The organism is Frondihabitans sp. Leaf304 (genome assembly GCF_001423105.1).
Classification (GTDB): domain Bacteria; phylum Actinomycetota; class Actinomycetes; order Actinomycetales; family Microbacteriaceae; genus Frondihabitans.
In genome coordinates, this window is sequence record NZ_LMNV01000002.1 from 682,829 (window position 1) to 704,825 (window position 21,997).

The following is a 21,997-nucleotide window of genomic DNA, read 5'->3' on the forward strand; positions in this document are numbered from 1 at the left end:
CTCGAATGGATCTCTTCGCCCAGGAGCGCGATCGTCTTCTCCGGACGACGACCCGCTTTCTCGGGATCTCGGCAACCGTTGTCTCGTTGGTGGCCCTGAGCTACCCGGGCGTGACCGACCTGAGACGGCAAGCTGCCATCGTCTTCTTCAGCCTCGTGATGATCGCTTTCTTCATCATGATCGGCCGAAGCGGCAAAATGCTGTGGGTCGTCTTGGGAATGGCTGCGGGTTTGATCGCCGGGGGTATCGCGCTCGTGCCGGGCGGCATCGACGGGCCTCTCGCGACTGCCGTTATCCCCTTGGTCGGCGGCGCGATCGCCTCCTTCGCTCTCCTGCTCTCCTCGAGCACCAAGCGCGTGCTCCTCGCGGCCGCGGCTGCCGTGGTCGTTGTCGCCGAGGTCGTGATCGGTACGCAGTCGATCTTCTCCGTGCAGGTCGCCGCCGTGCTCCTCGGCTGGGTCCTCTGCTTCGTGGCCGGATTCTGGATCGGCAACAGCGTTCCCCGTGCAGCCCGCCGCATCTACTCGATCGGAAACGCCCACCGGGCCGAGCGCCAGGCAAGCGAGACCGAGGCCCAGCGCCGCCAGGGCGCACGGCTCTTGCACGACACCGTGCTCGCGACCCTGACCCTTCTCGCCCACTCGGGTTTCGGAGTCACGCCCGATGCTCTCCGCGCTCAGGCGGCCGAGGACGCCCGCCTGCTTCGCCACCTCCGCCTGGGCTCGACACCGCAGCCGCAGGCTTCCGGTGACTACAACCTCGACACCGTCGAAGAGAGCCCCCTCGGCCAGACACTCGAGTCGGTCAAGCAGCGGTTCGGTCGAATGGGCCTGGAAGTCAGCTGGCACGGCACCGGTCAGGTGCTCCTCCCGACAAACGTGCTCGACGCGTTCCTCCTCGCACTCGCCGAGTGCCTCGAGAACGTCCGGCGTCACGCGGGCGTCGTCGAGGCGCACGTCACGATCATCCACGACGACAAGATGGTCCGGGCGATGGTCACCGACGCCGGCGTCGGATTCGAGCTCGAGGGCGTCTCCGAGGAGCGTCTCGGCTTCAAAGAGAGTGTCGTCAACCGGCTGCGAGAGGTCGGCGGTAGCGCCCGTCTCTTCTCTGCTCCCGGAGCCGGCACAACCGTCGTCTTGGAGGCACCGCGATGAGCACTAGCGACCGGAGGCTCCCCGCGTGAGCATCGATGAGAACACCCTCGGCGTCCCCCGACACCGGAGGGCACCCAGGGGTCTTCCGACCTCCTCCACCGGTGCTCGCTCCATGCGCCAGGCCCAGCAGGCGGGTGCGACCCTCGGCACCGGCTATCTCGGAATGGGCGCCGCCGCCGTCGCAGCCCTGCAGGCCATCTACGGCCTGATCTTCTTCTTGGTGCACCTCTCCTCGTATCCGGTGGCCGCGCCCGCCATCGTCGCCTGGCTCGTCTACCTCGCCGCATTCATCGGAGTGGTCACCCTCGTCGCCATCCAGGGCGAGCGCCTGACCGGCCCAGTGATGATCGGCCTGTGCGCAGCCCTCGCCCTCGTGGTCGTCCTCGACTTCATCGCCATTTGGCCCCTGCACAACGTCGGGGCCTACGCCACCGCCAGCATCTCGGTCGGCTTCGGCCTCCTCCCCCTCATCACCCTCCGGCCGGCCCGCGAGCTCATCATCGCCACGGCAGCCCTGTTCCTCCTCCTCGTCGGCGCAGTGATCCTCACCACGCCGATCGACCGGGTCACGTTCCCTCAGCAGGTCGCCACGATCGCCCTGGCCGTCCTGCCGCCCGCCATCGCCACCTATGCCGTGCAGCGCTTCCGCGGCATGATTCAGATCGAGCTCGACCGCGTCCTCGTGCAGTCGACCGTCACCCAGCCGCGGTTCGCCGTGGGAATGCTCGCGAGCGACGAATTGGCCCGTCTCGACCTCGCCGCCGAGAAGCTGCTCGACGGAGTGGCCGTGGGCGACATCCCACTCCCTCTCGAACCGCAGGTCGCCTCCACCGCCGCTTCGCTCGCGACCGAGTTGCGCCTCCACCTCATCGAAGGACGACGCGAGACCTGGCTGTATCACGCCGTCACCGAATCCGAATACCTGGGCCGCGCCGTCAAGCTCGCTGATCCGTCGTCCCTCGCCGGCCTGCTGACCCCCGAGCAGCGCGACGGGCTCCTTCAAGCCGTATGGCTCCTCCTCGGTGATCGCCGCACCCGAGCTGCCGGCACGAGCATCACTCTCACCCTCGGCCCCATCGGCACGTCGAACTCGATCGCGTCTCTCGCAGGACGCACCATCGACGTCCCGATCGACGTCACCTCGACGGGCATCCGCCGCAATCGGGTCACCCCCGCCACCTGGAACGCCCTGAACCGCGTCGGTGACTTTCAGACCTCAACCCACCAGGGCAGTCTGCGGCTCGCCATCAGGTGTTCCGTCGAGAACCCGGCAGACGCCTAACATGAGCGCACCGGGTGTTCCCTGTGCGCGTCACTACGCCTCGCGGCTTACCGAAGCCACCCATCGAAAGAGAGAAACCAGTGCCTGACTCCGAAGGACGAATTCGTCTCGCCCTCGTCGACGATCACAAGATGCTGCTCGGGGCCCTGAGCGAATGGATTCGCGGCGCCGCAAGCGACATCTCCATGGTCGCCGCGGTCGCATCCTGGCCCGAGCTGCTCACGCACCCGGAGTTTCCGGTCGACGTCGTCCTCCTCGACCTCGACCTCAAAGACAACCTCCCGATCTCTCTCAAGATCTCGACTCTCAAGACGGCCGGCGTCAAGACCGTCCTGATGAGCACGTACTCCGAGCCGAATGTGGTCCGCGAGGCACTCGCTGCCGGTGCCCTCGGCTACCTCGTCAAGAGCGAAGACGCCGAGATGATCGTCGAGGCGATCCGCACGGCCTCGATCGGCGAGTCGTACATCTCGGCCGAGCTCGACCTCGCCTTGAACGCCTCCGAGGTCGGCGGTGTGCCGAAGCTCTCCGCCCAGGAGCGCCGCGTCATGGCGCTCTACGGCGGTGGCGAACCCGTCAAGGCGGTCGCGTACCAGCTCGGCATCTCCGAAGAGACCGCGAAGTCGTACCTCAAGCGCATCCGCGAGAAGTACCGCGTCGCCGGCTTCGACGTGGGCACCAAAGTCGCCCTGCGGAAGCGCGCCATCCAAGACGGCATCCTTCTGCAGACCGACGATGCCGGGCCGACCGGCTTCTAGGACCCACACTGTCGATCCACGTCTTCTCGACCGAGAAGACGTGGATCGACGTCGTTACAGGCCGGCGACGGGCACCGGCTGAGTTCGGGGCGAACGATCCGCGGAGCCGATCGACGAACCGCCGGATCCTGCGCTGCCCGACCCCGAGTTGCCCCGACCCCGCCGATCGACCGCGAAGCTGATCGTCACGAGCACGACTCCGGCCGAGGCCAGAATCGCCCCGACCCATGCGGGTGAACCCACGCCGAGGCCTGCTGCGAGGACGACCCCGCCGAGGTAGGCGCCGAGGCTGTTGCCGAGGTTGAACGACGAGTGGTTGAGCGCTGCACCGATCACCTGCGCGTCGCCCGAGACCTCCATGAGGCGCGACTGGATAGCCGGGTTGATCACCGAGCTGAAGAAGCCGAGTAGGAAAGCGAAGACGAAGATGCCGATCAGCATCTCGCTGGTCAGGGCGTAGCCGATCAGCGCCACCAGGAGGCCACCGAAGCCGAAGTAGATCGTTCGGCGGAGGTTGGTGTCGGCACCCCAGCCGCCGAGCAGGTTGCCGATGGTCATGCCGACGCCCACGGCGACGAGCACGAACGGCACCCACCCCTCGGGCATGCCGGCACCCTCGGTGACGGCGGTCGACACGTAGCTGTAGACGGCGAAGAATCCGCCGAACCCGATCGCGCCGACGCCCATCACGAGCCAGACCTGCGGCCGGCGGAAGGCGCTGAGCTCACGCCGGATCGAAGCCCCCTCGGCGGCCGGCTGATGCGGCAGCGCCAGGGCCACGGCGAAGAAGGTGAGAGCGAAGATGAGGGCTACCGCGCCGTAGGCCACCCGCCAGCCGGCTGCCTGGCCGAGCGCGGTGATGAGCGGGACGCCGACGATGTTGGAGATGGTGAGACCCGCCATGACGAACGCGACGCCCTTGCCGCGATTGCCCGGGCCCATGAGATTGGCCGCAGCCAGCGACGCGATACCGAAGTACGCCCCGTGCGGGAGCCCGGCGACAAAGCGTGCGAGCACGACGAGCCCGAACGACGGCAGAATCGCACTCGCGATCGTCCCGACCAGGAACGCGGCGAGCAGAATCAGCAGCAGCTTCTTGCGCGGCAGGTGCGAGGTCGTCGCCGCGATGGTCGGGGCACCGACCACCACCCCGAGCGCGTAGGCGCTGATCATGATGCCGGCGTGCGCGGTGGCGTCTTCCACCGAGCTGGCGTAGAGGCCGGGGAGGAGGTCGCGAGCGATGTTCGGCAGGAGCCCCATGGCGACGAACTCGGTGGCACCGATGCCGAAGCCGCCCATCGCGAGGGAGAGGAGCGCGAAGCGCCTCCGGCGGGGTGAGATCTGAGGCACGGGAAGACAGCCATTTCGTCGTCGGAAAGGGGATCGACAACTCGCCGTCGAGTCGTGCGGGAGCGGTTGTTCTCCCAGTCGATTCTAAGCCTCGCCGAGAGCCCGTTCGAGTCGCTCGATCTTGCCGTCGAGCTCGCCGGTGTGCCCCGGACGGATGTCGGCCTTCAGCACGAGAGAGACGCGACGCCCGAACGGCGCCACGGCCTCGGTCGCAGCCTTGACGACGGCCATCACCTCATCCCACTCCCCCTCGATCTCGGTGAACATCGACGAGGTGCGGTTCGGCAGGCCGGAGTCGCGCACGACCTTGACGGCGGCAGCCACTGCGTCGTGCACGGAATCGGGCTCGGAGCCTGCGGGCGGCCCACCGGAGGGAGAAACGCTGAATGCGACGATCATGGCTTCATCCTCGCATTCGTCGCCCCGACCCCGCCGAAGTTCTCCCCAGGGCGGCCAGCGACGACGATCGCCCGCGCGGCGACGACGAGGAGAGTCACGAGAAGCACGTTGCGGAGGGTTGCGACGACGACCATCCACGGCAGGGCCATGACCAGGGCGTCGTACTGCCAGGGGTAGATGACCTGGGTGAGGCCGGCGATCAGCACGGTGAGAATGCTCGGCGCTGTGAAGCGACGGCCGAGAGTCGCGAGTCCGAGCACCACCGGTGCCGCCAACCACGCCTCGTACTGAGGCGACCCCACCTTGTTGGTGACGATGAACGCCGTGGTCAGGGCGAGGGCGAGCGGGGGCAGCAGGATCACGGCCGGTGCCCCGCGGCGAGTGGCGACGATGCCGAGGGCGACGAGTAGCAGGAGCGCCAGCACCATGATCGGCGTCGTGGCGGCGGCAGCCAACCCTGAGCCGGGCCCCGTCACCTGGTACGTGAGCAGCGTCTGATCGAACGTGGTCGAGACTCCTGCGGCTCCGAGCGCCTCAGCCCACAGCCAGAACGTGGTGATCGGTGCCTCCAACTGCAGCCCGCGCCCGGTCTGCTTGCCGACGAACCCCGCGATGCCGGCCAGGTTGCCCCCGCCGAGCACAGCGGCGAGCACGATCGCAAGGCTCGTCGTGGCGGCGGCGGCGAGCACCCGGATCCTTCGTCTCTCGGCGATCACGACCGCCAGAATCAGGGCGAACGGCCAGACCTTGATCCAGGTGGCCAGAGCGAGGAGAACGCCCGCCACCCCCGGGCGCCGAGCGGCGACGAGCAGGCCCGCGATCGCGAGCGGCACTGTGATGCTGTCGATCCGACCGACGGCGATCGGGCCGAGCGCCAGCAGGTAGGCGAGCCACCAGAAGCCGGCGACGAGGTGCCGCCGAGATCGGCCGCTGACGATGACCCCGAGGGCAATTGCGTCGAGCAGCGCCACCAGCACGAGCCACGCCTCCGAGTAGTGGTCGAAGCCGGCAGCCGCTGCGGCGAGCATGGGCACGAGTGCGGCCGTCGGGTACACCCAGGCGAGGTCGACACCGACCCAGCCGTCGCCGAGAGAACCCCGAAGGATCCAGTCGCGATACACGGTCGACACGTCGTTCAGGGGCGTGTGCGGGCCGTTCCACACGGCGACCGACAGCCACGCGTGCACCGCCAGAAACGTGACCCAGAGCAGCACCATCGGCAGCAGGGCTCGAATGCGGGTCACCCTCGAAGGCTAGCGAACCGACACGTGCCGCTAAGCCTGCACGGCCTGCACGCTTTCAGGACTCGGCAAGGGTGACGCGTCATCGTTTTGGCATGAAGAGACGAAGCAAGGTCCTCATCGGTGTGGCAGCGGGAGTCGTCGTGGTCGGCGGAGTCGTCGCCATCGCCGGTCCCGCTTTCTACCGCGATGTCATCGTCGGGGAGCCCGAGGCCGCGCCCACCGTGTCCGTCACGCCGGGCGACTCCGCACTCGCCGGGTCCGACCTCACCGGGTCATGGAGCGTCGGATCGGGCAGTACCGCCGGCTACCGGGTCGACGAGGTGTTGAACGGCACCGACGTGACCGTGGTCGGCAAGACCTCCGACGTCACCGGCACGGTCGACTTCGACTCCGACTCGATCACCAAGGCCGACATCACGGTCGACGTCGCGTCGATCGCCACCGATAGCACGAGTCGCGACGAGTACTTCCGCACCTCCGCGCTCGAGACCGACATCCACCCCGACGCGACATTCACGCTCACCTCACCCCTCGACACCGGCGATCTCTCGGACGGCGACGTGACGAAGTTCACGGCCACCGGCAAACTCACCATGCACGGCGTCACCAAGACGGTCTCGGTGCCAATGCAGGCGGCGCTGTCGGGCGACGGCGCCGAAGTGAGCGGGTCGATCCCCGTCACCTTCGCCGACTACAAGGTCGCAGCGCCCAGCCTCGGCTTCGTCAAGGTCGAAGACTCCGGTTCGGTGGAGTTTTTGCTGAAGGCGTCGCCCGCAGCCTGATCTCCGCCCACCCGCCAGCGTGAGAGCGATCCGCCACCCGCCGCCGCCGCCGCCGGCCTGCGGGAGCGGATCGCTCTCACATTTGCGGGCGCTTCAGCAGCACGACGGATCAGCCCCGGAGCAGCTCGGCAATGGTCGCCGGCAGTGCGTCGATGAGCCCGAGCACCGTGAGCGGCCCACCGCCCGACGCCCGCTCGGCGGCGAGACCGTGAACGACACTCGCGGTCGCTGCCAATCGCGCGAGCGCATTCGAGTCGCTCGCGATCTCGTCGGCGTGCGTGGCAACGAGAGCCCCGAGGATCCCGCCCAGCGCATCCCCCGCCCCGGCCGTCGCGAGCCAGGACGGCGCACTCGAGGCCACGAGTCGCACCCCGCCGGGTGCGGCGACGTACGTCCGGTGCCCCTTGAGGAGCACCGTCGCGCCCCACTCGTCGGCCACCCGCGCCGCAGCGTTCGCGGGGTCGTCGGCGACCTCGGAGACCTCCAGCCCGGTGGCTCGGGCGAGCTCGCGGAAGTGCGGTGTGACGACGATCGGCCCGGTCGCCTGCTCGCGAAGCTGCAGGGCACCCGCGTCGAGCACCATCGGGTTGCCGGTCGCGACCGCCTCGGCGAAGCGGTTCGTCGTGACGCCGTCGAGGGTCGCCGGGTCGATCCCCGAGCCGAGCAACCAGGCCTGCACGCGACCGGGGCTCGTCACGGCCTCCGGTCGCCGGTGGAGCACGAAATCGGATGCACGGGAGGGCCCCAGGTAGCGGAGCATGCCGAGGCCCGTGTGCAAAGCGGCATCGACACCAAGCACGGCCGCGCCCGGATACTGGTCTGAGCCGGTCACGACGCCGAGCACGCCGCGGCTGTACTTGTCGTCGTTCTCGCGGGGAACCGAGATTGAGCCGCCCGCGTCGGAGGGCGTCCAAGGGGTATACGTGGGTTCGGTCGATGCAGTCACTCCCCCACGGTAGGCCTGTCGCGTGTTCACCGGGCTCCGCTAGCGTGACTGGCATGTCTTTGTCGATTCCGGGCCGCACGATCGTTTTCGACTACGGCGAGGTGATCAGCGTGTCGCCTCCGGCTTCGGCTCGCACCGAAGTGGAGCGCCTCGCCGGGGTTGCCGCTGAGGGGCTGTGGCGCAGCTACGACGCGCACCGCGACGCACTCGACTCGGGCGACCTCTCGATCGTCGAGTACTGGCGCCTGATCGCCGCCGAGAACGACACCGAATTCACCCTCGGGCGCATCCACGAGCTCTGGGCGGTCGACTTCGCCGGGTGGCTCCACCCCGAGCCCGGCACGGTGGCGATCCTCGAAGAGCTGCACGACGGGGGCACGCCGCTCGCCCTCCTCTCGAACGCCGGCTTCGACTTCGGCTCGCCCTTCCGCTTCGGCCCCGTGGGCACCCTCTTCGACCGGCACTTCGTCAGCGCCGAGATGCACGACTTGAAGCCGAGCGCCTCCATCTACGAGACCGTTCTGCGCGAGCTCGCGATCACGCCCGGCCAGATGGTCTTCGTCGACAACAAGCGCGTGAATGTGGAGGCGGCCGAAGCCCTCGGCATCACCGGGCACGTGTTCACGTCGCCCGCCTCGCTCCGGGAGTTCCTCACCGGGCTGGCCGCGTCGGATCCTGCGCTCCCCCTCGACCTGCCGGAATGATCCGCGGCCGACGTCGTTGAAACAGATATGACTTCGCTCTTCGACCCCATCACGCTGCGCGGAACGACCTTCCGCAACCGCCTCTGGGTACCCGCCATGTGCCAGTACTCGGCTGAGAACTTCGACGGGATGCCCAGCACCTGGCACCTCGTGCACCTGGGCTCGTTCGCCCGCGGCGGCGCCGGCGCCATCATCACCGAGGCGACGGCCGTCGTGCCCGAGGGCCGCATCTCGCCGCAAGACCTGGGCATCTGGAACGACGCGCAGCGCGACGCGTTCCGCCCAATCGTCGACTTCGTTCACTCGCAGGGCTCCGCCATCGGCGTGCAGCTCGCCCATGCCGGGCGGAAGGCCTCGACGCCTCGCACCTGGGACGACCAGGTCGGCACGCTGAACGAGTCGCAGCACGGCTGGAAGACGGTCGGCCCGTCTCCGATCGCGTTCGACGGCTACGACGTTCCCCGCGAGCTGACGACCGAGGAGGTCCGGGGCGTTGTACAGGCGTTCGTCGACGGTGCCGTCCGATCGCAGCAGGCAGGGTTCGACTTCGTTGAGCTCCACGCCGCCCACGGGTACCTCATGCACGAGTTCCTCTCGCCGCTCAGCAACCAGCGCACCGACGAGTTCGGCGGATCGCTCGAGAACCTTGCCCGCATCGTGGTCGACGCCGTTCGCGGCATCCGTGCCGCCACCGGAGACGACTTCCCGATCCTGGTCCGCTTCTCGGCCACCGACTGGACCGAGGGCGGCTGGGACGAAGCCTCGACCGCGATCGTGTCGGGCTGGGCGCGCGACGCCGGTGCCGACCTGTTCGACATCTCGTCCGGCGGAAACGTCGCGAAAGCGGAGATCCCGGTGGGCCTCGGCTACCAGGTGCCGCTCGCCGCGTCGGTCCGCGCCGACGCCGAGGTCGAGACGGGTGCGGTCGGCCTGATCATCGGCGCCGATCAGGCCCAGGCGATCGTCGCCGACGGTGAGTCGGACGTCGTCTTCGTCGGCCGCGAGTTCCTTCGCGACCCGCACTTCGCCCTCCGGGTCGCGGCCGAGCTGGGCGTCGACCTGCCGTACTACCCGCAGCAGTACCACCGCGCACCGTTCCACGTGTCGCAGCCGGCGTAGCTGGCCCACCGGCGTAGCCCACCGCGCCGGCGGCGCCGAGTGACGCGAAATGCCCCCTGCACACGCGTGCAGGGGGCATTTGCCGTCACTCGCGGATCGCAGCCACGGCAGACACCGCGCTACCGACGCCTGGTGGCGTCCTGCACCTCGCCGATGAGCTCCTCGATGATGTCTTCGAGGAACAGCACGCCGCGGGTCGTACCCCGCTCGTCGAACGACCGCGCGACGTGCACTCCGGCACGGCGCATGGTCGCGAGGGCGTCTTCGAGTTCGGTGCCCTCGTAGATCGAGATCAGCTGCCGGATCCGCTTCGGAGGCACAGGATCCGAGTACTCGTCATCGGCGAGATCGATCACGTCTTTGAGGTGGAGATACCCGGTCGGCTCGGACTGCTCGTTGACGAGCACGTACCGCGAGAATCCGCTCTGCGCCACGGCTCGCTCGACCTCGGCCGGCGTCGCCGCCTCATCGAGCGTCACCAGCGACGGCAGGGCCACCGCGACGTCGGAGACCTTCTTCTCGGTGAACTCGAACGCGGCGGTGAGCGCACCCGTCGTATCGCGGAGCACGCCCTCGCGCTGCGACTGAGCGACGATCGTCTGCACCTCTTCGACGGTGAACGCGCTGGTGGCCTCGTCTTTCGGCTCGACGCCGAAAGCCTTGATGATGCAGTTCGTCACCCAGTTCAGCGACCGGATCACGACGCTGAAGATGCGTCCGACGAACACCAGCGGCGGGGCGAGCAGGAGTGCTGCGCGGTCGGGCACCGAGAACGAGAGGTTCTTCGGCACCATCTCGCCGAAGACGACGTGGAGGAACGACACCAGCAGCAGCGTGATGATGAAACCGACGGTGTCGACCAACTCGGTCGAGAGGCCGGTCAGGTGCAACGGCCCTTCGAGCAGGTGGTGGATCGAGGGCTCCGAGACGTTCAGGATCAGCAGCGAGCACACGGTGATGCCGAGCTGGCTGGTCGCGAGCATGAGCGTCGCGTGCTCCATCGCCCAGAGCGTAGTCTTGGCCGCACGGTTGCCGGCCTCCGCCTTGGGTTCGATCGACGACCGCCGCGCCGAGATGACGGCAAATTCGGCGCCGACGAAGAAGGCGTTGCCGAGCAGCAGCACGACCAGCCAGACGATTCCCCACCAGTCGCTGCTCATCGGGTCACCTGCCCTTCGCGCGAAGCCGCGGCAGTGGCGGCATCAATGTGCTCTCGGGCGATGCTGTCGTCGACAGCCGGCGTGAAGCGGATCCGGTCGATGCGGCGACCGTCGAGGCGCTCGACGCGGAAGGTACCCGCCTCGACGTCGACGGCGTCGCCGACCGCGGGAAGGCGCCCGAGCTCGCTCATCACCCAGCCACCCACGGTCTCGTAGGGGCCGTCTTCCGGCACCTTGACGGAGGCTCGTTCGAGAAGCTCGTCGGGGCGGAGAAGGCCCGGAAAGGTGAGCCAGTCACGCGACCGCACGACGTCGACGCGCGAGCGATCGTGCTCGTCGGACACCTCGCCCACCAGCTCTTCGATCAGGTCTTCGAGGGTGACGACCCCCGCTGTTCCGCCGTACTCGTCGACGACGACCGCCATCTGGTACCCCTTGCCGCGCACCTCTTCGAGGAGGTTGTCGAGAGTCATCGTCTCGGGCACCCGAATCGCCTCGGTCTGCAGGGCCGACACGGGTACCTCGCCGCGCTTCTCGCGCGGCACGGCGACCGCCTGTTTGACGTGCACGAGCCCGACGATGTCGTCGATGTCGTCGTCGGTGACCGGAAAGCGCGAGTAGCCCGTGCGGCGGGCTTCAGCGAGCACGGTCTCGGCCGTGTCGGTGCGCGAGACGCTGGTGACGCGCGGCCGGGGCGTCATGACGTCGGAGGCGTCGTGGTCGCTGAAGACGAGCGTGCGCGCCAGCAGCGTCGCCGTGTCGAGGTCGAGGCTTCCCTCGAACGCCGACCGGCGCACGAGCGATGAGAGCTCTTCGGCGGTCCGCGCCCCCGAGAGCTCCTCTTTCGGTTCGATGCCCATGCCGCGGAGAATCGCGTTGGCGGTGCCGTTCAGCACTGCGACGGCGGGCCGGAAGACGGCGGTGAAGGCGACCTGAAACGGGATCACGAGTTTCGCCGTGGCGAGCGGCAGCGCCAGCGCGAAGTTCTTCGGCACGAGCTCGCCGATGATCATCGACAGCAGGGTCGCCAGCACGATCGAGACGATCGGGGCAACGACCTCGACCACCTCGATCGGCCCGCCGAACTGGCGGAACGGATCGGCGAGCAAGGTCGAGATCGCCGGCTCCATCGTGTAACCGGTGAGGAGCGTGGTCAGAGTGATGCCGAGCTGCGCACTCGAGAGGTGAGTCGAGGTGACCTTGAGGGCACCGATGGTCGAGCCGAGGCGTTTCTCCCCTTTGGCCTGTCGCGCCTCGAGATCAGCGCGGTCGAGATTGACGAGCGAGAACTCGCTCGCCACGAAGAGGCCCGTACCCACTGTGAGGACGAGACCGATGCCGAGCAGAAGCCACTCGTTCACGAAGCGGACCCTCCCGGTTGAAAGAAGGGCGGATAGGGCGAATGTCTATGGTGATGGTCGTCCATTATCCGATCAGTTTATCGGCGTGCACCGACGCGCGGGTGCCCGAAAACCGAGAATCCGCCAGATTCGTCACAGCCCAGGATCCGGGGGGCCGGATCCTGCGATTTTCGCCGGGAGCGCGCTACCAGCTGACCGGCAGCGCCTTGCCCTCCTCGTACCCTGCAGCCGACTGGATGCCGACCAGCGCGCGCTCCGAGAACTCGGCGAGAGTGCGAGCCCCCGCGTAGGTGAGCGACGACCGGACTCCCGACGTGATCATGTCGAGCAGGTCTTCTACGGAGGGGCGCAGAGGATCGAGGTAGATCCGCGACGACGAGATGCCCTCGGCGAAGAGGGTGCGGCGGGCGAGCTCGTACGGGTCGAGGCGCTCGAAGCGCGATCGCACGGCCTTCGTCGACGCCATGCCCCAGCTCTCTTTGTAGACGCGGCCGTCGGCATCGGTGTCGAGCTCACCGGGAGCCTCGATGGTGCCGGCAAACCAGGAGCCGATCATCACGCTGGAGGCACCGGCGGCCAGCGCGAGAGCGACGTCGCGGGGATACCGCACGCCGCCGTCGGCCCAGACATGGGCGCCGAGTGCGCGGGCTGCCTCCGCGGTCTCGAGCACGGCCGAGAACTGCGGGCGCCCGACCGCCGTCATCATTCGCGTGGTGCACATGGCGCCCGGGCCGACGCCGACCTTGACGATGTCGGCGCCCGCTCCGACGAGCTGACGGACCGCCTCCGCCGTGACGACGTTGCCCGCCACGAGGGGAACGCCCAGCTCGAGGGCGGCGACTGTCTTGAGCGCGCGCAGCATTCCATCTTGGTGGCCGTGCGCCGTGTCGAGCACGAGGACGTCGACGCCGGCCGCGACCAGGGCCTTCGCCTTTTCGGCGACGTCACCGTTGATGCCCACCGCGGCGGCGACCCGCAAGCGACCGTCCGCATCCACGGCAGGACGATAGATGGTCGAGCGCAACGCCGTCTTGCGACTGAGGGTGCCGATCACGTGCCCCTGATGAAGCACCGGGGCGAAATCGAGGTCGGCGGCCACGAGGAGGTCGAAGGCGGCGCGCGGGCCGTCGATGTCGTCGGCGTCGAGCGAGGCGAGCCGGCCGTGGAGAAGATCGCCGAGCACCGCGTCGTCGGAGGCTTTCGCCAGACGCGTCGCCGGGATGCAGCCGAGGAACGAACCGTCGGAGTCGTGCAGAACGATGCCCTGGCCTTCGGCTGCCGGCAGCGCTCGACGGGCCGTCTCGACGGAGTCGGCCGGAGACATGACGTAGGGGGTGTCGAAGGCGACCGGCTGCTCTTTCACCCAGCGGATCGCCGAGTCGAGATCTTGCGGGTGCATGTCTTGCGGAAGCACGCCGAGACCGCCGCGGCGGGCCAGCGTCGCCGCCAGCCGGTGCCCGGTGACCGAGTTCATGTTCGCCGAGACGATCGGGATGGTCTGACCCGTTCGATCACCCGTGTCGAGCGAGACATCGAGCCTCGACGAGACGCTCGATCGGCTCGGGACGAGGAACACGTCGGAGTACGTCAGGTCGTGCGTCGGAGTGGTCTCGTAGAACCTCATGGCATTCAACCTATTCCCTGTGAGTGCCTCCCACCCAGGACAACGTCGACCGATTAGTCTTGATCTGCACGGGCGACGAGGGCCCTGCGAACGATCAACAATCAACGGAGAGTGGGCGATCGGCTGTGTCTAGCCACGTGACCGGAACGACCGACGACGGCGCCGCAGAGCAGTTCGGCGCCAACGAATGGCTCGTCGACGAGCTCTACGAGCAGTACGTCGTCGATAAGAATTCGGTCGACAAGACGTGGTGGCCCATCCTCGAGAGCTACAAGCCCGGCGAGGGCGCCTTGACGCCCGACTCACCTGACGCAGCGTCGGCATCAGACGATGCCGTGCCCCAGCCGGTCTCGGCTCCGCAGACGGTCTCCGATCCCGACTCCGCTCTCGACCCGTCGCGCCTGTCCGATCCCGTCCGACCGGCGCCGAGCACCTCGACTCCGCCCGCGTCGACCACCTCCGGCCGCAGCGTCCCGGCCCGCACCACCTCCGTCGCTCCCAAAGAGAAGCCCGTGCCCGCCGAGGCGCCGACTCCCCCGTCGAAGAAACCCTCCGCCTCCGAGCAGCCGACGCCCGAGCCCGAGAACCTCGTGCAACCGCTTCGCGGAATGTCGAAGAGTCTCGCGACGAACATGGACGCCAGTCTCACGGTGCCGACGGCGACCAGCGTCCGCACGATCCCGGCCAAGCTGATGATCGACAACCGCATCGTCATCAATAACCACCTCAAGCGCGCTCGCGGTGGCAAGATCTCGTTCACCCACCTCATCGGCTGGGCCCTCGTACAAGCCCTGAAAGAGTTCCCGAGCCAGAACGTCTTCTACGACGTGGTCGACGGCAAGCCCTCGGTGGTCACCCCGGCTCACATCAATCTCGGCCTTGCCATCGACATCCCGAAGCCCGACGGCACACGCGCCCTTCTCGTGCCCGGCATCAAGAAGGCCGAAACCCTCACCTTCGCCCAGTTCCTCTCCGCGTACGAAGACATCGTCAAGAAGGCCCGAGCCAACAAGCTCACCGCCGACGACTTCGCCGGCAACACCATCTCGCTGACCAACCCGGGCGGAATCGGCACCGTCCACAGCGTGCCCCGCCTCATGAAGGGCGCAGGCGCGATCATCGGCGCCGGCGCTCTCGAATACCCCGCCGAATTCCAGGGGTCCGCCTCCAAGACGCTCGTCGAACTTGGCATCGGCAAGACGATCACACTCACTTCGACCTACGACCACCGGGTGATCCAGGGCGCTGGCTCGGGCGAGTTCCTCAAGATCGTCCACGAGATGCTCATCGGCGGTCGACAGTTCTACGAAGGCATCTTCTCGGCGCTGCGCATTCCGTACGCGCCGATCCACTGGAACTCCGACATCAACGTCAACCTCGCTGAGCGCGTCGGCAAGACCGCCCGAGTGCAGGAGCTCATCAACAGCTACCGCGTGCGCGGCCATCTGATGGCCGACATCGACCCGCTCGAATACCGCCAGCGCACGCACCCCGACCTCGAGATCGAACGTCACGGCCTCACCTTCTGGGATCTCGATCGCGAATTCGTCACCGGCGGTTTCGGCGGCAAGGCCGGAATGCTTCTGCGCGACATCCTCGGCGTCCTCCGCGATTCGTACTGCCGCACGATCGGCATCGAGTACATGCACATCCAAGATCCGGCGCAACGTCGCTGGGTGCAGGAGCACATCGAGGTGCCCTACGCGAAGCCGAGCCACGACGAGCAGATGCGCATTCTCGGCAAGCTCAACGAGGCCGAGGCCTTCGAGACTTTCCTCCAGACCAAGTACGTCGGCCAAAAGCGCTTCAGCCTGGAGGGCGGCGAATCGGCCATCTCACTGCTCGACACCGTGATCCAGGAGGCCGCCGCTGCGGGGCTCCAGGAGGTCGCGATCGGCATGGCCCACCGCGGTCGTCTCAACGTCCTGACCAACATCGCGGGCAAGACGTACGGTCAGATCTTCCGCGAGTTCGAAGGCACGCAAGATCCGCGCACCGTGCAGGGCTCGGGCGACGTCAAATACCACCTGGGCACCGAGGGCGAGTTCACGAGTGCCGCCGGCAAGACGATCCCGGTCTACATCGCGGCCAACCCGTCGCACCTCGAGGCGGGCGACGGAGTGCTCGAGGGCATCGTGCGCGCCAAGCAGGATCGCGGTGTGCCGCTGGCGTTCGCCGTTCTGCCGATCCTCGTCCACGGCGATGCGGCGATGGCCGGCCAGGGCATCGTCGTCGAGACCATGCAGATGTCGCAGCTCCGCGGCTACCGCGTGGGTGGCACGATCCACATCGTCATCAACAACCAGGTCGGGTTCACGACCTCGCCGTCCGAGGGTCGCTCGTCGATCTACTCGACCGACGTCGCAAAGACCATCCAGGCGCCGATCTTCCACGTCAACGGCGACGACCCCGAGGCGGTGGCCCGGGTCGCCGAGCTCGCGTTCGCGTACCGCCAGGAGTTCAAGCGCGATGTCGTCATCGACCTCATCTGCTATCGACGCCGTGGCCACAACGAGGGCGACGACCCCTCGATGACCCAGCCGCTCATGTACAGCCTCATCGAAAACAAGCGGAGCGTCCGCACCCTCTACACAGAGGCGCTGGTCGGTCGCGGCGATATCACGCAGGAGGAGTACGAGGGAGCCCACCGAGACTTCCAGGATCGCCTGGAGCGGGCCTTCGGCGAGACCCATGCCGCGCAGACGGGTTCGATTCCCGTCGTCAGCTCTGATGGTGGCGCCGTCGCCGACCTCGAGCGCCCTGTAGCGCAACAGGCCGAAGACTCCACGGCCGGCGATGGCTCCCCCGCCGACAAGTTCGAGACGTCGATCCCCCTCGACCTCGTGCACGCCATCGGCGATTCCTTCGACAACCCGCCGAGCGGCTTCAGCGTGCACCCGAAGCTCCAGCAGCTGCTGAAGAAGCGCGTCGAGATGACCCGCAGCGGCCAGATCGACTGGGCTTTCGGCGAACTCCTCGCACTCGGGTCGGTTCTCACCGAGGGCACGCCCGTCCGCATGGCCGGCCAAGACACGCGCCGCGGCACCTTCGTGCAGCGCCACGCCGTGCTCCACGACCGCGAGAACGGCCAGGAGTGGATCCCCCTCCAGAACGTCACCGACAACCAGGCGAAGCTCTGGATCTACGACTCTCTGCTCAGCGAGTTCGCGGCGATGGGCTTCGAGTATGGCTACTCGGTCGAGCGTGCCGACGCGCTCGTTCTCTGGGAGGCCCAGTTCGGCGACTTCGCGAACGGCGCTCAGACGATCGTCGACGAGTTCATCTCCAGTGCCGAGCAGAAGTGGGGCCAGCGCTCGAGCGTCGTGCTGCTGCTGCCGCACGGCTACGAGGGTCAGGGGCCCGACCACTCGTCGGCCCGGATCGAGCGCTACTTGCAGCTCTGCGCCGAGAACAACATGACGATCGCCCGGCCCTCAACTCCGGCATCGCACTTCCACCTCCTCCGCCGCCAGGCCTACGCGAGACCGCGCCGCCCGCTCGTCGTCTTCACCCCGAAGGCGATGTTGCGACTGCGCGGTGCTACGAGCGATGTCGACGCGTTCACCAGCGGTCGTTTCGAGCCGGTGCTCGACTGCACCCGGGTCGAGAACCCTGCGGCGACCAAGCGCATCGTGCTGCATTCGGGCAAGATCCACTACGACCTCCAGGCCGAGCTCGACAAGCGTCAGGTGCCGCGCGACGACATTGCTCTGATCCGACTGGAGCAGCTCTACCCGCTGCCTCTCGCCGAGATCACGGCCGTGCTCGAGCGCTACCCCTCCGCCGAGATCGTCTTCGCGCAAGAGGAGCCCGAAAACCAGGGTGCCTGGCCGTTCATCGCCCTCGAGCTCGCACCGAAGCTCGGTCGGCCTATCACCGTGGCCTCGCGTCCGGCGTCGGCCGCCCCCGCGACGGGTTCACCCAAGCGGAGCGCTGCCGAGCTGGCGGCGCTGGTTGATCGGGCGCTGAGCCTCTAGCCCGACCGGCCACCTGCCGAATTTGAAGGAGATTTCGCGTCGCGACCCCGTCGGATCCTGATGTCCGCGTCGGGGCCGAGCGAAATCTCCTTCGAATGCGGAGACGGGCCACGGCGTCAGACAAGCCGCACCCGGGAGGCAGCGGCCCGGGCGTCAGCCGAGCTTGGTGTACCGCGTGCCCGACTCGTGGTAGCCGCGCTTCTGATAGAAGCGGTGCGCCGAATCCGTAGCAGCGGCCGAGACCGCCGAGAGATGCGACGCCGAGTGCGATCCGGCCCAGGTCTCGAAGTGCGTGAGCAGCTGTGACCCGAGTCCGTCGCGGCGCACGTCGGGCCGGACGACCAGGAGCAAGAGCTGCGCGGTCGGTGCATCGGAGTTGTAGGCCCACATGACGTGCGCCCCAGCGACGGCGCTGATCCGGCCGGCACCATCGCGGACCACCCACGTCTCATGGCCCGCCTCGAGCGAGAGATGCGTGAGCCTCGCCGAAAGGTCGGTCGTCTCGAGCGAGTAACCGAGCGAACGGATCAGTGCGACGAGGTCGTCGACGTCGTCAGTGCTGGGCGTGCCGAGCGTCTCCACGGTGGCGTTCATGACCCGAAACTACAGGATCCGGCACCACCGTTACGCCACCCGAACGACTAGTGCGCCTGGAGGTCTCTGATCTTCGCCAGCACCATCAACCGGAGGTCTTCGGGCGCCGTCTCTTTGCAGGCTCGCTGCACGGCCTCCGTCATGACCACGTTGACGTGGAATTCACTGGAGCAGTCGGCACAGCCGGCCATGTGCTCTCGGATGTCGTGTGCGTCGTCGCGCGCGAGCTCGTTGTGCAGGTACTCCTCGAGCTCCGCCTTGGCTTTGTCGCAGCCGCAGTCGGTCATTTTGTGCTGCCTTTCGATGGGGTCTTCGAGGTGGAGGGGGGAACGACGATGCCACGCTCGCGGGCGTAGTCGCCCAGGAGCTCGCGCAGCAGGCGTCGACCGCGGTGCAGACGGCTCATGACGGTGCCGACCGGGGTCTTCATGATGTCGGCGATCTCTTGGTACGAGAATCCTTCGACGTCAGCCAGGTAGACCGCGAGTCGGAAGTCTTCGGGAACCTTCTGCAGCGCGTCTTTCACGGCACTGTCGGGAAGGTGGTCGATGGCTTCTGCTTCGGCGGAGCGTGACGTCGAGCTGAGTGTGGCGCTGGTCGCGCCGCCCATCTGCCAGTCTTCGAGTTCGTCGATCGTGCCCTGGTAGGGGTCGCGCTGCTTCTTGCGGTACGTGTTGATGAAGGTGTTCGTGAGGATCCGGTACAGCCACGCCTTCAGATTCGTGCCCTGCGTGAACTGCCCGAACGCGGCGAACGCCTTCACGTAGGTCTCTTGCACGAGGTCGGCGGCGTCAGACGGGTTGCGCGTCATCCGCATGCCTGCCGCATAGAGCTGATCCATGAACGGGAGCGCCTGCTCTTCGAACAGGGCGCGAACGTCGACGGTCTGGTCGTGGGTGTCGCTCGGCGAGGTGCTGGTGTCGGCGGTGCCGTCGGGGGTGCTCATCAGAGCCAATTCTAGTTCGGCGACCCGGGGGGCATCGAGAGTGCTCGTAGCTGCCATGGGTCCTCCTTCATCACGGTGCATTACCCTTGACAACCGATGCAGGTATTCAGGTATTCCGAGCCCGATTTTAACCCGTACGGCGACAGCGATCGCGAGTCGAAAGACAAGCCGCTGCTCGACGAGGGATTCTGGGTCGCGCCGTCGGCGACCGGCCCCGTGACCTCGACACTGAGCCTGCCCGGCTCGAAGTCACTCACGAATCGCGAGCTCGTGCTGTCGGCGCTCGCGTCGGATCCTTCGCTTCTGCGCCTGCCCCTTCACTCCCGCGACTCGGCCCTCATGATCGACGCCCTTCGAGCACTCGGCGTGACCATCGAGGAGCGCGACAACGGCGAACCATACGGCCCCGACCTTCTGGTCACGCCGGGCGAGCTGACCGGCGGCACGTCGATCGAGTGCGGACTCGCGGGCACTGTGATGCGGTTCCTTCCGCCCGTCGCAGCCCTCGCCACCGGGCCGGTCACCTTCGACGGCGACGAAGCCGCCCGACGCCGCCCCATGCGCACCACGATCGAGTCGCTGCGGGCACTCGGGGTCGACGTCAGCGACGACGGCCGTGGCACGCTGCCCTTCAGCCTCTACGGCACCGGTCGAATCGAGCGGTCGGAGGTGGCCATCGACGCGTCCGCCTCCAGTCAGTTCGTGTCGGGCCTGCTTCTGTCGGCGCCGCGCTTCGACGCGGGTCTCACGCTGCGGCACACCGGCGAGAAGCTGCCGAGCCTTCCCCACATCGAGATGACGATCGACGCCCTCGCCTCGCGGGGCGTTGCCGTCGAGTCGCCCGAACCCGGAGTCTGGGCCGTGCCGGCGACGCCGATCAGCGGCCGCGACGTCACGATCGAGCCCGACCTGTCGAACGCTGCGCCGTTCCTCGTGGCCGCGCTCGTCGCCGGTGGCCGCGTGTCGATTCGGCACTGGCCGACCGAAACCACCCAGGTCGGAGCCGACCTCGAAGAACTCCTGCCGCTTTGGGGTGCCACGGTCACCCGCGACGGCGACACGCTGACCGTCGACGGCGGCTCCGGTCTCATCGGCGGCGGCTCGCTTCCGGGCATCGAACTCGACCTGTCGCGCGGTGGCGAATTGGCCCCCGCCATCGTCGCTCTTGCCGCCCTCGCCTCGGGCCCCAGCACGATCACCGGTATCGGCCACCTGCGAGGGCACGAGACGGATCGCCTCGCAGCCCTCGTCACCGAGATCAACGGGCTCGGAGGCAACGCGACCGAGCTCGACGATGGCATTCACCTCAAGCCCTCCCCGCTTCACTCCGGCCAGTGGAAGACCTACGGCGACCACCGCATGGCCCACGCCGCCGCCATCATCGGTCTCGCCGTGCCGAACGTGGAAGTCGACGACGTGCGCGTCGTCTCGAAGACGCTTCCGCAGTTCGTCGATCTCTGGGTCGAGCTGCTCGGCCGGAAGGTCGACGTGACCCCGGCCGACACGAGTCTGCTCGGGTTCCTGTGATGGGCTGCAGACTGTGAGCTGGTGGTCCGACGGCGACGAGCCCGTCGATGAGGAGTACTCCGAGTACGACGAGTCGTCGATCCGGATCCGCCCCAACCCCAAAGCCAACCGCCCCCGCACGAAGCAGCGCCCGGCCTATGACCAGGCCGTTCCGGGAGTCGTCTGGACTGTCGATCGAGGTCGCTACGGCGTGCTGATGGACGCCGGCACCCCGGACGAGCGCGAGATCACGACTGCCCGGGCCCGCGAGCTGGGCAAGAAGGCCGTCGTGACGGGCGACCGGGTCGACGTCGTCGGCGACACGAGCGGGGCCGAGGGCTCTCTTGCACGCATCGTCCGGGTGCAGGAGCGCACGACGCTGCTCCGCCGCAGTGCCGACGACACCGACGCCGTCGAGCGGGTGATCGTGGCCAATGCCGACCAGATGCTCATCGTCGTGGCCGCCGCCGACCCGGAGCCGCGCCCCCGTCTGGTCGACCGCTACCTCGTGGCGGCATTCGATGCGGGTGTGGAGCCGATCCTGGTGATCACGAAAACCGACCTCGCGGATCCTGAGCCGTTCGCCGCGCACTTCTCTTGCCTGGATCTCAGGATCCTGACGACGTCGTCGACCCAGTTCTCGGGATCCGAGCTCGACACGCTCCGCTCCGTTCTCGACGATCACGTGACGGTCACCGTGGGGCACTCCGGTGTCGGCAAATCGACCCTGGTCAACGCGCTCACCGGCTCGAAGCGGGCAGTCGGCGTCGTGAACACCGTGACCGGCCGCGGGCGCCACACATCGTCGTCGACCGTGTCGTTCAAGGTGCCCTCGGGTGGCTGGATCGTCGACACACCCGGTGTGCGATCGTTCGGGCTCGGCCACGTGAACCCCGAGAACATCCTCCGATCGTTCGCGTCGCACGCGGTGTTCCCCGAGGGATACGAGCCCCCGGGCGGGATTCCGCTGACCGAGGCCCACGACTGGGAAATCATCGACCGCGTCGAGGCCGGCGAGCTCGGCGACATCGGCCGGGAGCGACTCGAATCGCTGCAGACGCTGCTCGGCAACCGCGGGGCGTAGTAGC

General features: G+C 67.8%; 19 protein-coding genes. 9 read left to right on the plus strand and 10 right to left on the minus strand.

The features are described from left to right. The first annotated feature begins 5 nt into the window (after positions 1 to 5). The 3 genes from ASF54_RS03020 (at position 6) to ASF54_RS03030 (ending at position 3,197) form a co-directional block, all read left to right on the plus strand. Entirely contained in the window at positions 6 to 1,157 is a 1,152-nt protein-coding gene (locus ASF54_RS03020) for a sensor histidine kinase (RefSeq protein ID WP_055958647.1), read from the plus strand. A 25-nt stretch (positions 1,158 to 1,182) separates the two neighbouring features. Next, positions 1,183 to 2,439 carry a hypothetical protein gene (locus tag ASF54_RS03025; protein WP_157509991.1) on the plus strand — a complete coding sequence of 419 codons (1,257 nt, stop codon included), beginning with the start codon at positions 1,183 to 1,185 and terminating at the stop codon, positions 2,437 to 2,439. A gap of 80 nt (positions 2,440 to 2,519) precedes the next feature. Next, positions 2,520 to 3,197 (plus strand): response regulator transcription factor, encoded by a 678-nt coding sequence (locus tag ASF54_RS03030; RefSeq protein WP_255410131.1) that lies wholly within the window; start codon positions 2,520 to 2,522, stop codon positions 3,195 to 3,197. A 54-nt stretch (positions 3,198 to 3,251) separates the two neighbouring features. Here the strand turns inward: ASF54_RS03030 and ASF54_RS03035 are convergent, their stop codons facing one another. From ASF54_RS03035 to ASF54_RS03045, 3 genes are all read right to left on the minus strand, one after another. After that, positions 3,252 to 4,496 (minus strand): MFS transporter, encoded by a 1,245-nt coding sequence (locus ASF54_RS03035; protein WP_084816125.1) that lies wholly within the window; start codon positions 4,494 to 4,496, stop codon positions 3,252 to 3,254. Between the two features lie 135 nt (positions 4,497 to 4,631). Next, positions 4,632 to 4,946 (minus strand): thiamine-binding protein, encoded by a 315-nt coding sequence (locus ASF54_RS03040; protein ID WP_055958657.1) that lies wholly within the window; start codon positions 4,944 to 4,946, stop codon positions 4,632 to 4,634. Then, positions 4,943 to 6,190 (minus strand): glycosyltransferase 87 family protein, encoded by a 1,248-nt coding sequence (locus ASF54_RS03045; RefSeq protein ID WP_055958660.1) that lies wholly within the window; start codon positions 6,188 to 6,190, stop codon positions 4,943 to 4,945. Before ASF54_RS03045 ends, ASF54_RS03040 begins: the two co-directional genes overlap by 4 nt. A gap of 92 nt (positions 6,191 to 6,282) precedes the next feature. Here ASF54_RS03045 and ASF54_RS03050 point away from each other — a divergent pair, with 92 nt between their 5' ends. Beyond that, positions 6,283 to 6,972 (plus strand): YceI family protein, encoded by a 690-nt coding sequence (locus ASF54_RS03050; RefSeq protein ID WP_055958663.1) that lies wholly within the window; start codon positions 6,283 to 6,285, stop codon positions 6,970 to 6,972. Positions 6,973 to 7,081: 109 nt separating this feature from the next. Here ASF54_RS03050 and ASF54_RS03055 read toward each other — a convergent pair whose 3' ends face one another. Next, positions 7,082 to 7,918: an ADP-dependent NAD(P)H-hydrate dehydratase gene (locus tag ASF54_RS03055; protein WP_055961933.1), complete on the minus strand. Its 837-nt coding sequence runs from the start codon at positions 7,916 to 7,918 to the stop codon at positions 7,082 to 7,084. 53 nt (positions 7,919 to 7,971) lie between these two features. Between ASF54_RS03055 and ASF54_RS03060 the strand changes: the two genes are divergently transcribed. Both ASF54_RS03060 and ASF54_RS03065 read left to right on the plus strand, forming a co-directional pair. Beyond that, positions 7,972 to 8,622 (plus strand): HAD family hydrolase, encoded by a 651-nt coding sequence (locus ASF54_RS03060; protein WP_055958666.1) that lies wholly within the window; start codon positions 7,972 to 7,974, stop codon positions 8,620 to 8,622. A gap of 27 nt (positions 8,623 to 8,649) precedes the next feature. Next, positions 8,650 to 9,741 carry an NADH:flavin oxidoreductase/NADH oxidase gene (locus tag ASF54_RS03065; RefSeq protein ID WP_055958669.1) on the plus strand — a complete coding sequence of 364 codons (1,092 nt, stop codon included), beginning with the start codon at positions 8,650 to 8,652 and terminating at the stop codon, positions 9,739 to 9,741. A 119-nt stretch (positions 9,742 to 9,860) separates the two neighbouring features. Here ASF54_RS03065 and ASF54_RS03070 read toward each other — a convergent pair whose 3' ends face one another. The 3 genes from ASF54_RS03070 to ASF54_RS03080 form a co-directional block, all read right to left on the minus strand. Beyond that, a complete protein-coding gene (locus ASF54_RS03070) occupies positions 9,861 to 10,901 on the minus strand; it encodes a hemolysin family protein (RefSeq protein WP_055958672.1) in 1,041 nt (346 codons plus the stop codon). Then, a complete protein-coding gene (locus ASF54_RS03075) occupies positions 10,898 to 12,262 on the minus strand; it encodes a hemolysin family protein (RefSeq protein ID WP_055958674.1) in 1,365 nt (454 codons plus the stop codon). Before ASF54_RS03075 ends, ASF54_RS03070 begins: the two co-directional genes overlap by 4 nt. A gap of 184 nt (positions 12,263 to 12,446) precedes the next feature. Further along, positions 12,447 to 13,886, minus strand: coding sequence for a GuaB1 family IMP dehydrogenase-related protein (locus ASF54_RS03080; protein WP_055958677.1), 1,440 nt, complete (start codon positions 13,884 to 13,886; stop codon positions 12,447 to 12,449). A 125-nt stretch (positions 13,887 to 14,011) separates the two neighbouring features. Between ASF54_RS03080 and ASF54_RS03085 the strand changes: the two genes are divergently transcribed. Beyond that, a complete protein-coding gene (locus ASF54_RS03085; protein ID WP_084815900.1) occupies positions 14,012 to 17,863 on the plus strand; it encodes a multifunctional oxoglutarate decarboxylase/oxoglutarate dehydrogenase thiamine pyrophosphate-binding subunit/dihydrolipoyllysine-residue succinyltransferase subunit in 3,852 nt (1,283 codons plus the stop codon). 153 nt (positions 17,864 to 18,016) lie between these two features. Here the strand turns inward: ASF54_RS03085 and ASF54_RS03090 are convergent, their stop codons facing one another. Genes ASF54_RS03090 through ASF54_RS03100 form a run of 3 tightly spaced genes read right to left on the minus strand, consistent with a single transcriptional unit; the run spans position 18,017 to position 19,403 of the window. Further along, the gene (locus tag ASF54_RS03090) at positions 18,017 to 18,457 is read right to left on the minus strand and encodes a GNAT family N-acetyltransferase (protein WP_055958682.1); all 441 of its coding nucleotides are present in this window, start codon (positions 18,455 to 18,457) and stop codon (positions 18,017 to 18,019) included. A 47-nt stretch (positions 18,458 to 18,504) separates the two neighbouring features. Further along, the gene (locus tag ASF54_RS03095; protein WP_055958685.1) at positions 18,505 to 18,744 is read right to left on the minus strand and encodes an anti-sigma factor family protein; all 240 of its coding nucleotides are present in this window, start codon (positions 18,742 to 18,744) and stop codon (positions 18,505 to 18,507) included. Further along, a complete protein-coding gene (locus ASF54_RS03100) occupies positions 18,741 to 19,403 on the minus strand; it encodes a sigma-70 family RNA polymerase sigma factor (RefSeq protein WP_200919558.1) in 663 nt (220 codons plus the stop codon). Before ASF54_RS03100 ends, ASF54_RS03095 begins: the two co-directional genes overlap by 4 nt. A gap of 96 nt (positions 19,404 to 19,499) precedes the next feature. Here ASF54_RS03100 and aroA point away from each other — a divergent pair, with 96 nt between their 5' ends. Continuing rightward, positions 19,500 to 20,930: a 3-phosphoshikimate 1-carboxyvinyltransferase gene (gene aroA, locus ASF54_RS03105; protein ID WP_055958691.1), complete on the plus strand. Its 1,431-nt coding sequence runs from the start codon at positions 19,500 to 19,502 to the stop codon at positions 20,928 to 20,930. Positions 20,931 to 20,943: 13 nt separating this feature from the next. Further along, positions 20,944 to 21,993 (plus strand): ribosome small subunit-dependent GTPase A, encoded by a 1,050-nt coding sequence (rsgA, locus tag ASF54_RS03110; protein ID WP_055958693.1) that lies wholly within the window; start codon positions 20,944 to 20,946, stop codon positions 21,991 to 21,993. Positions 21,994 to 21,997 lie beyond the last annotated feature (4 nt).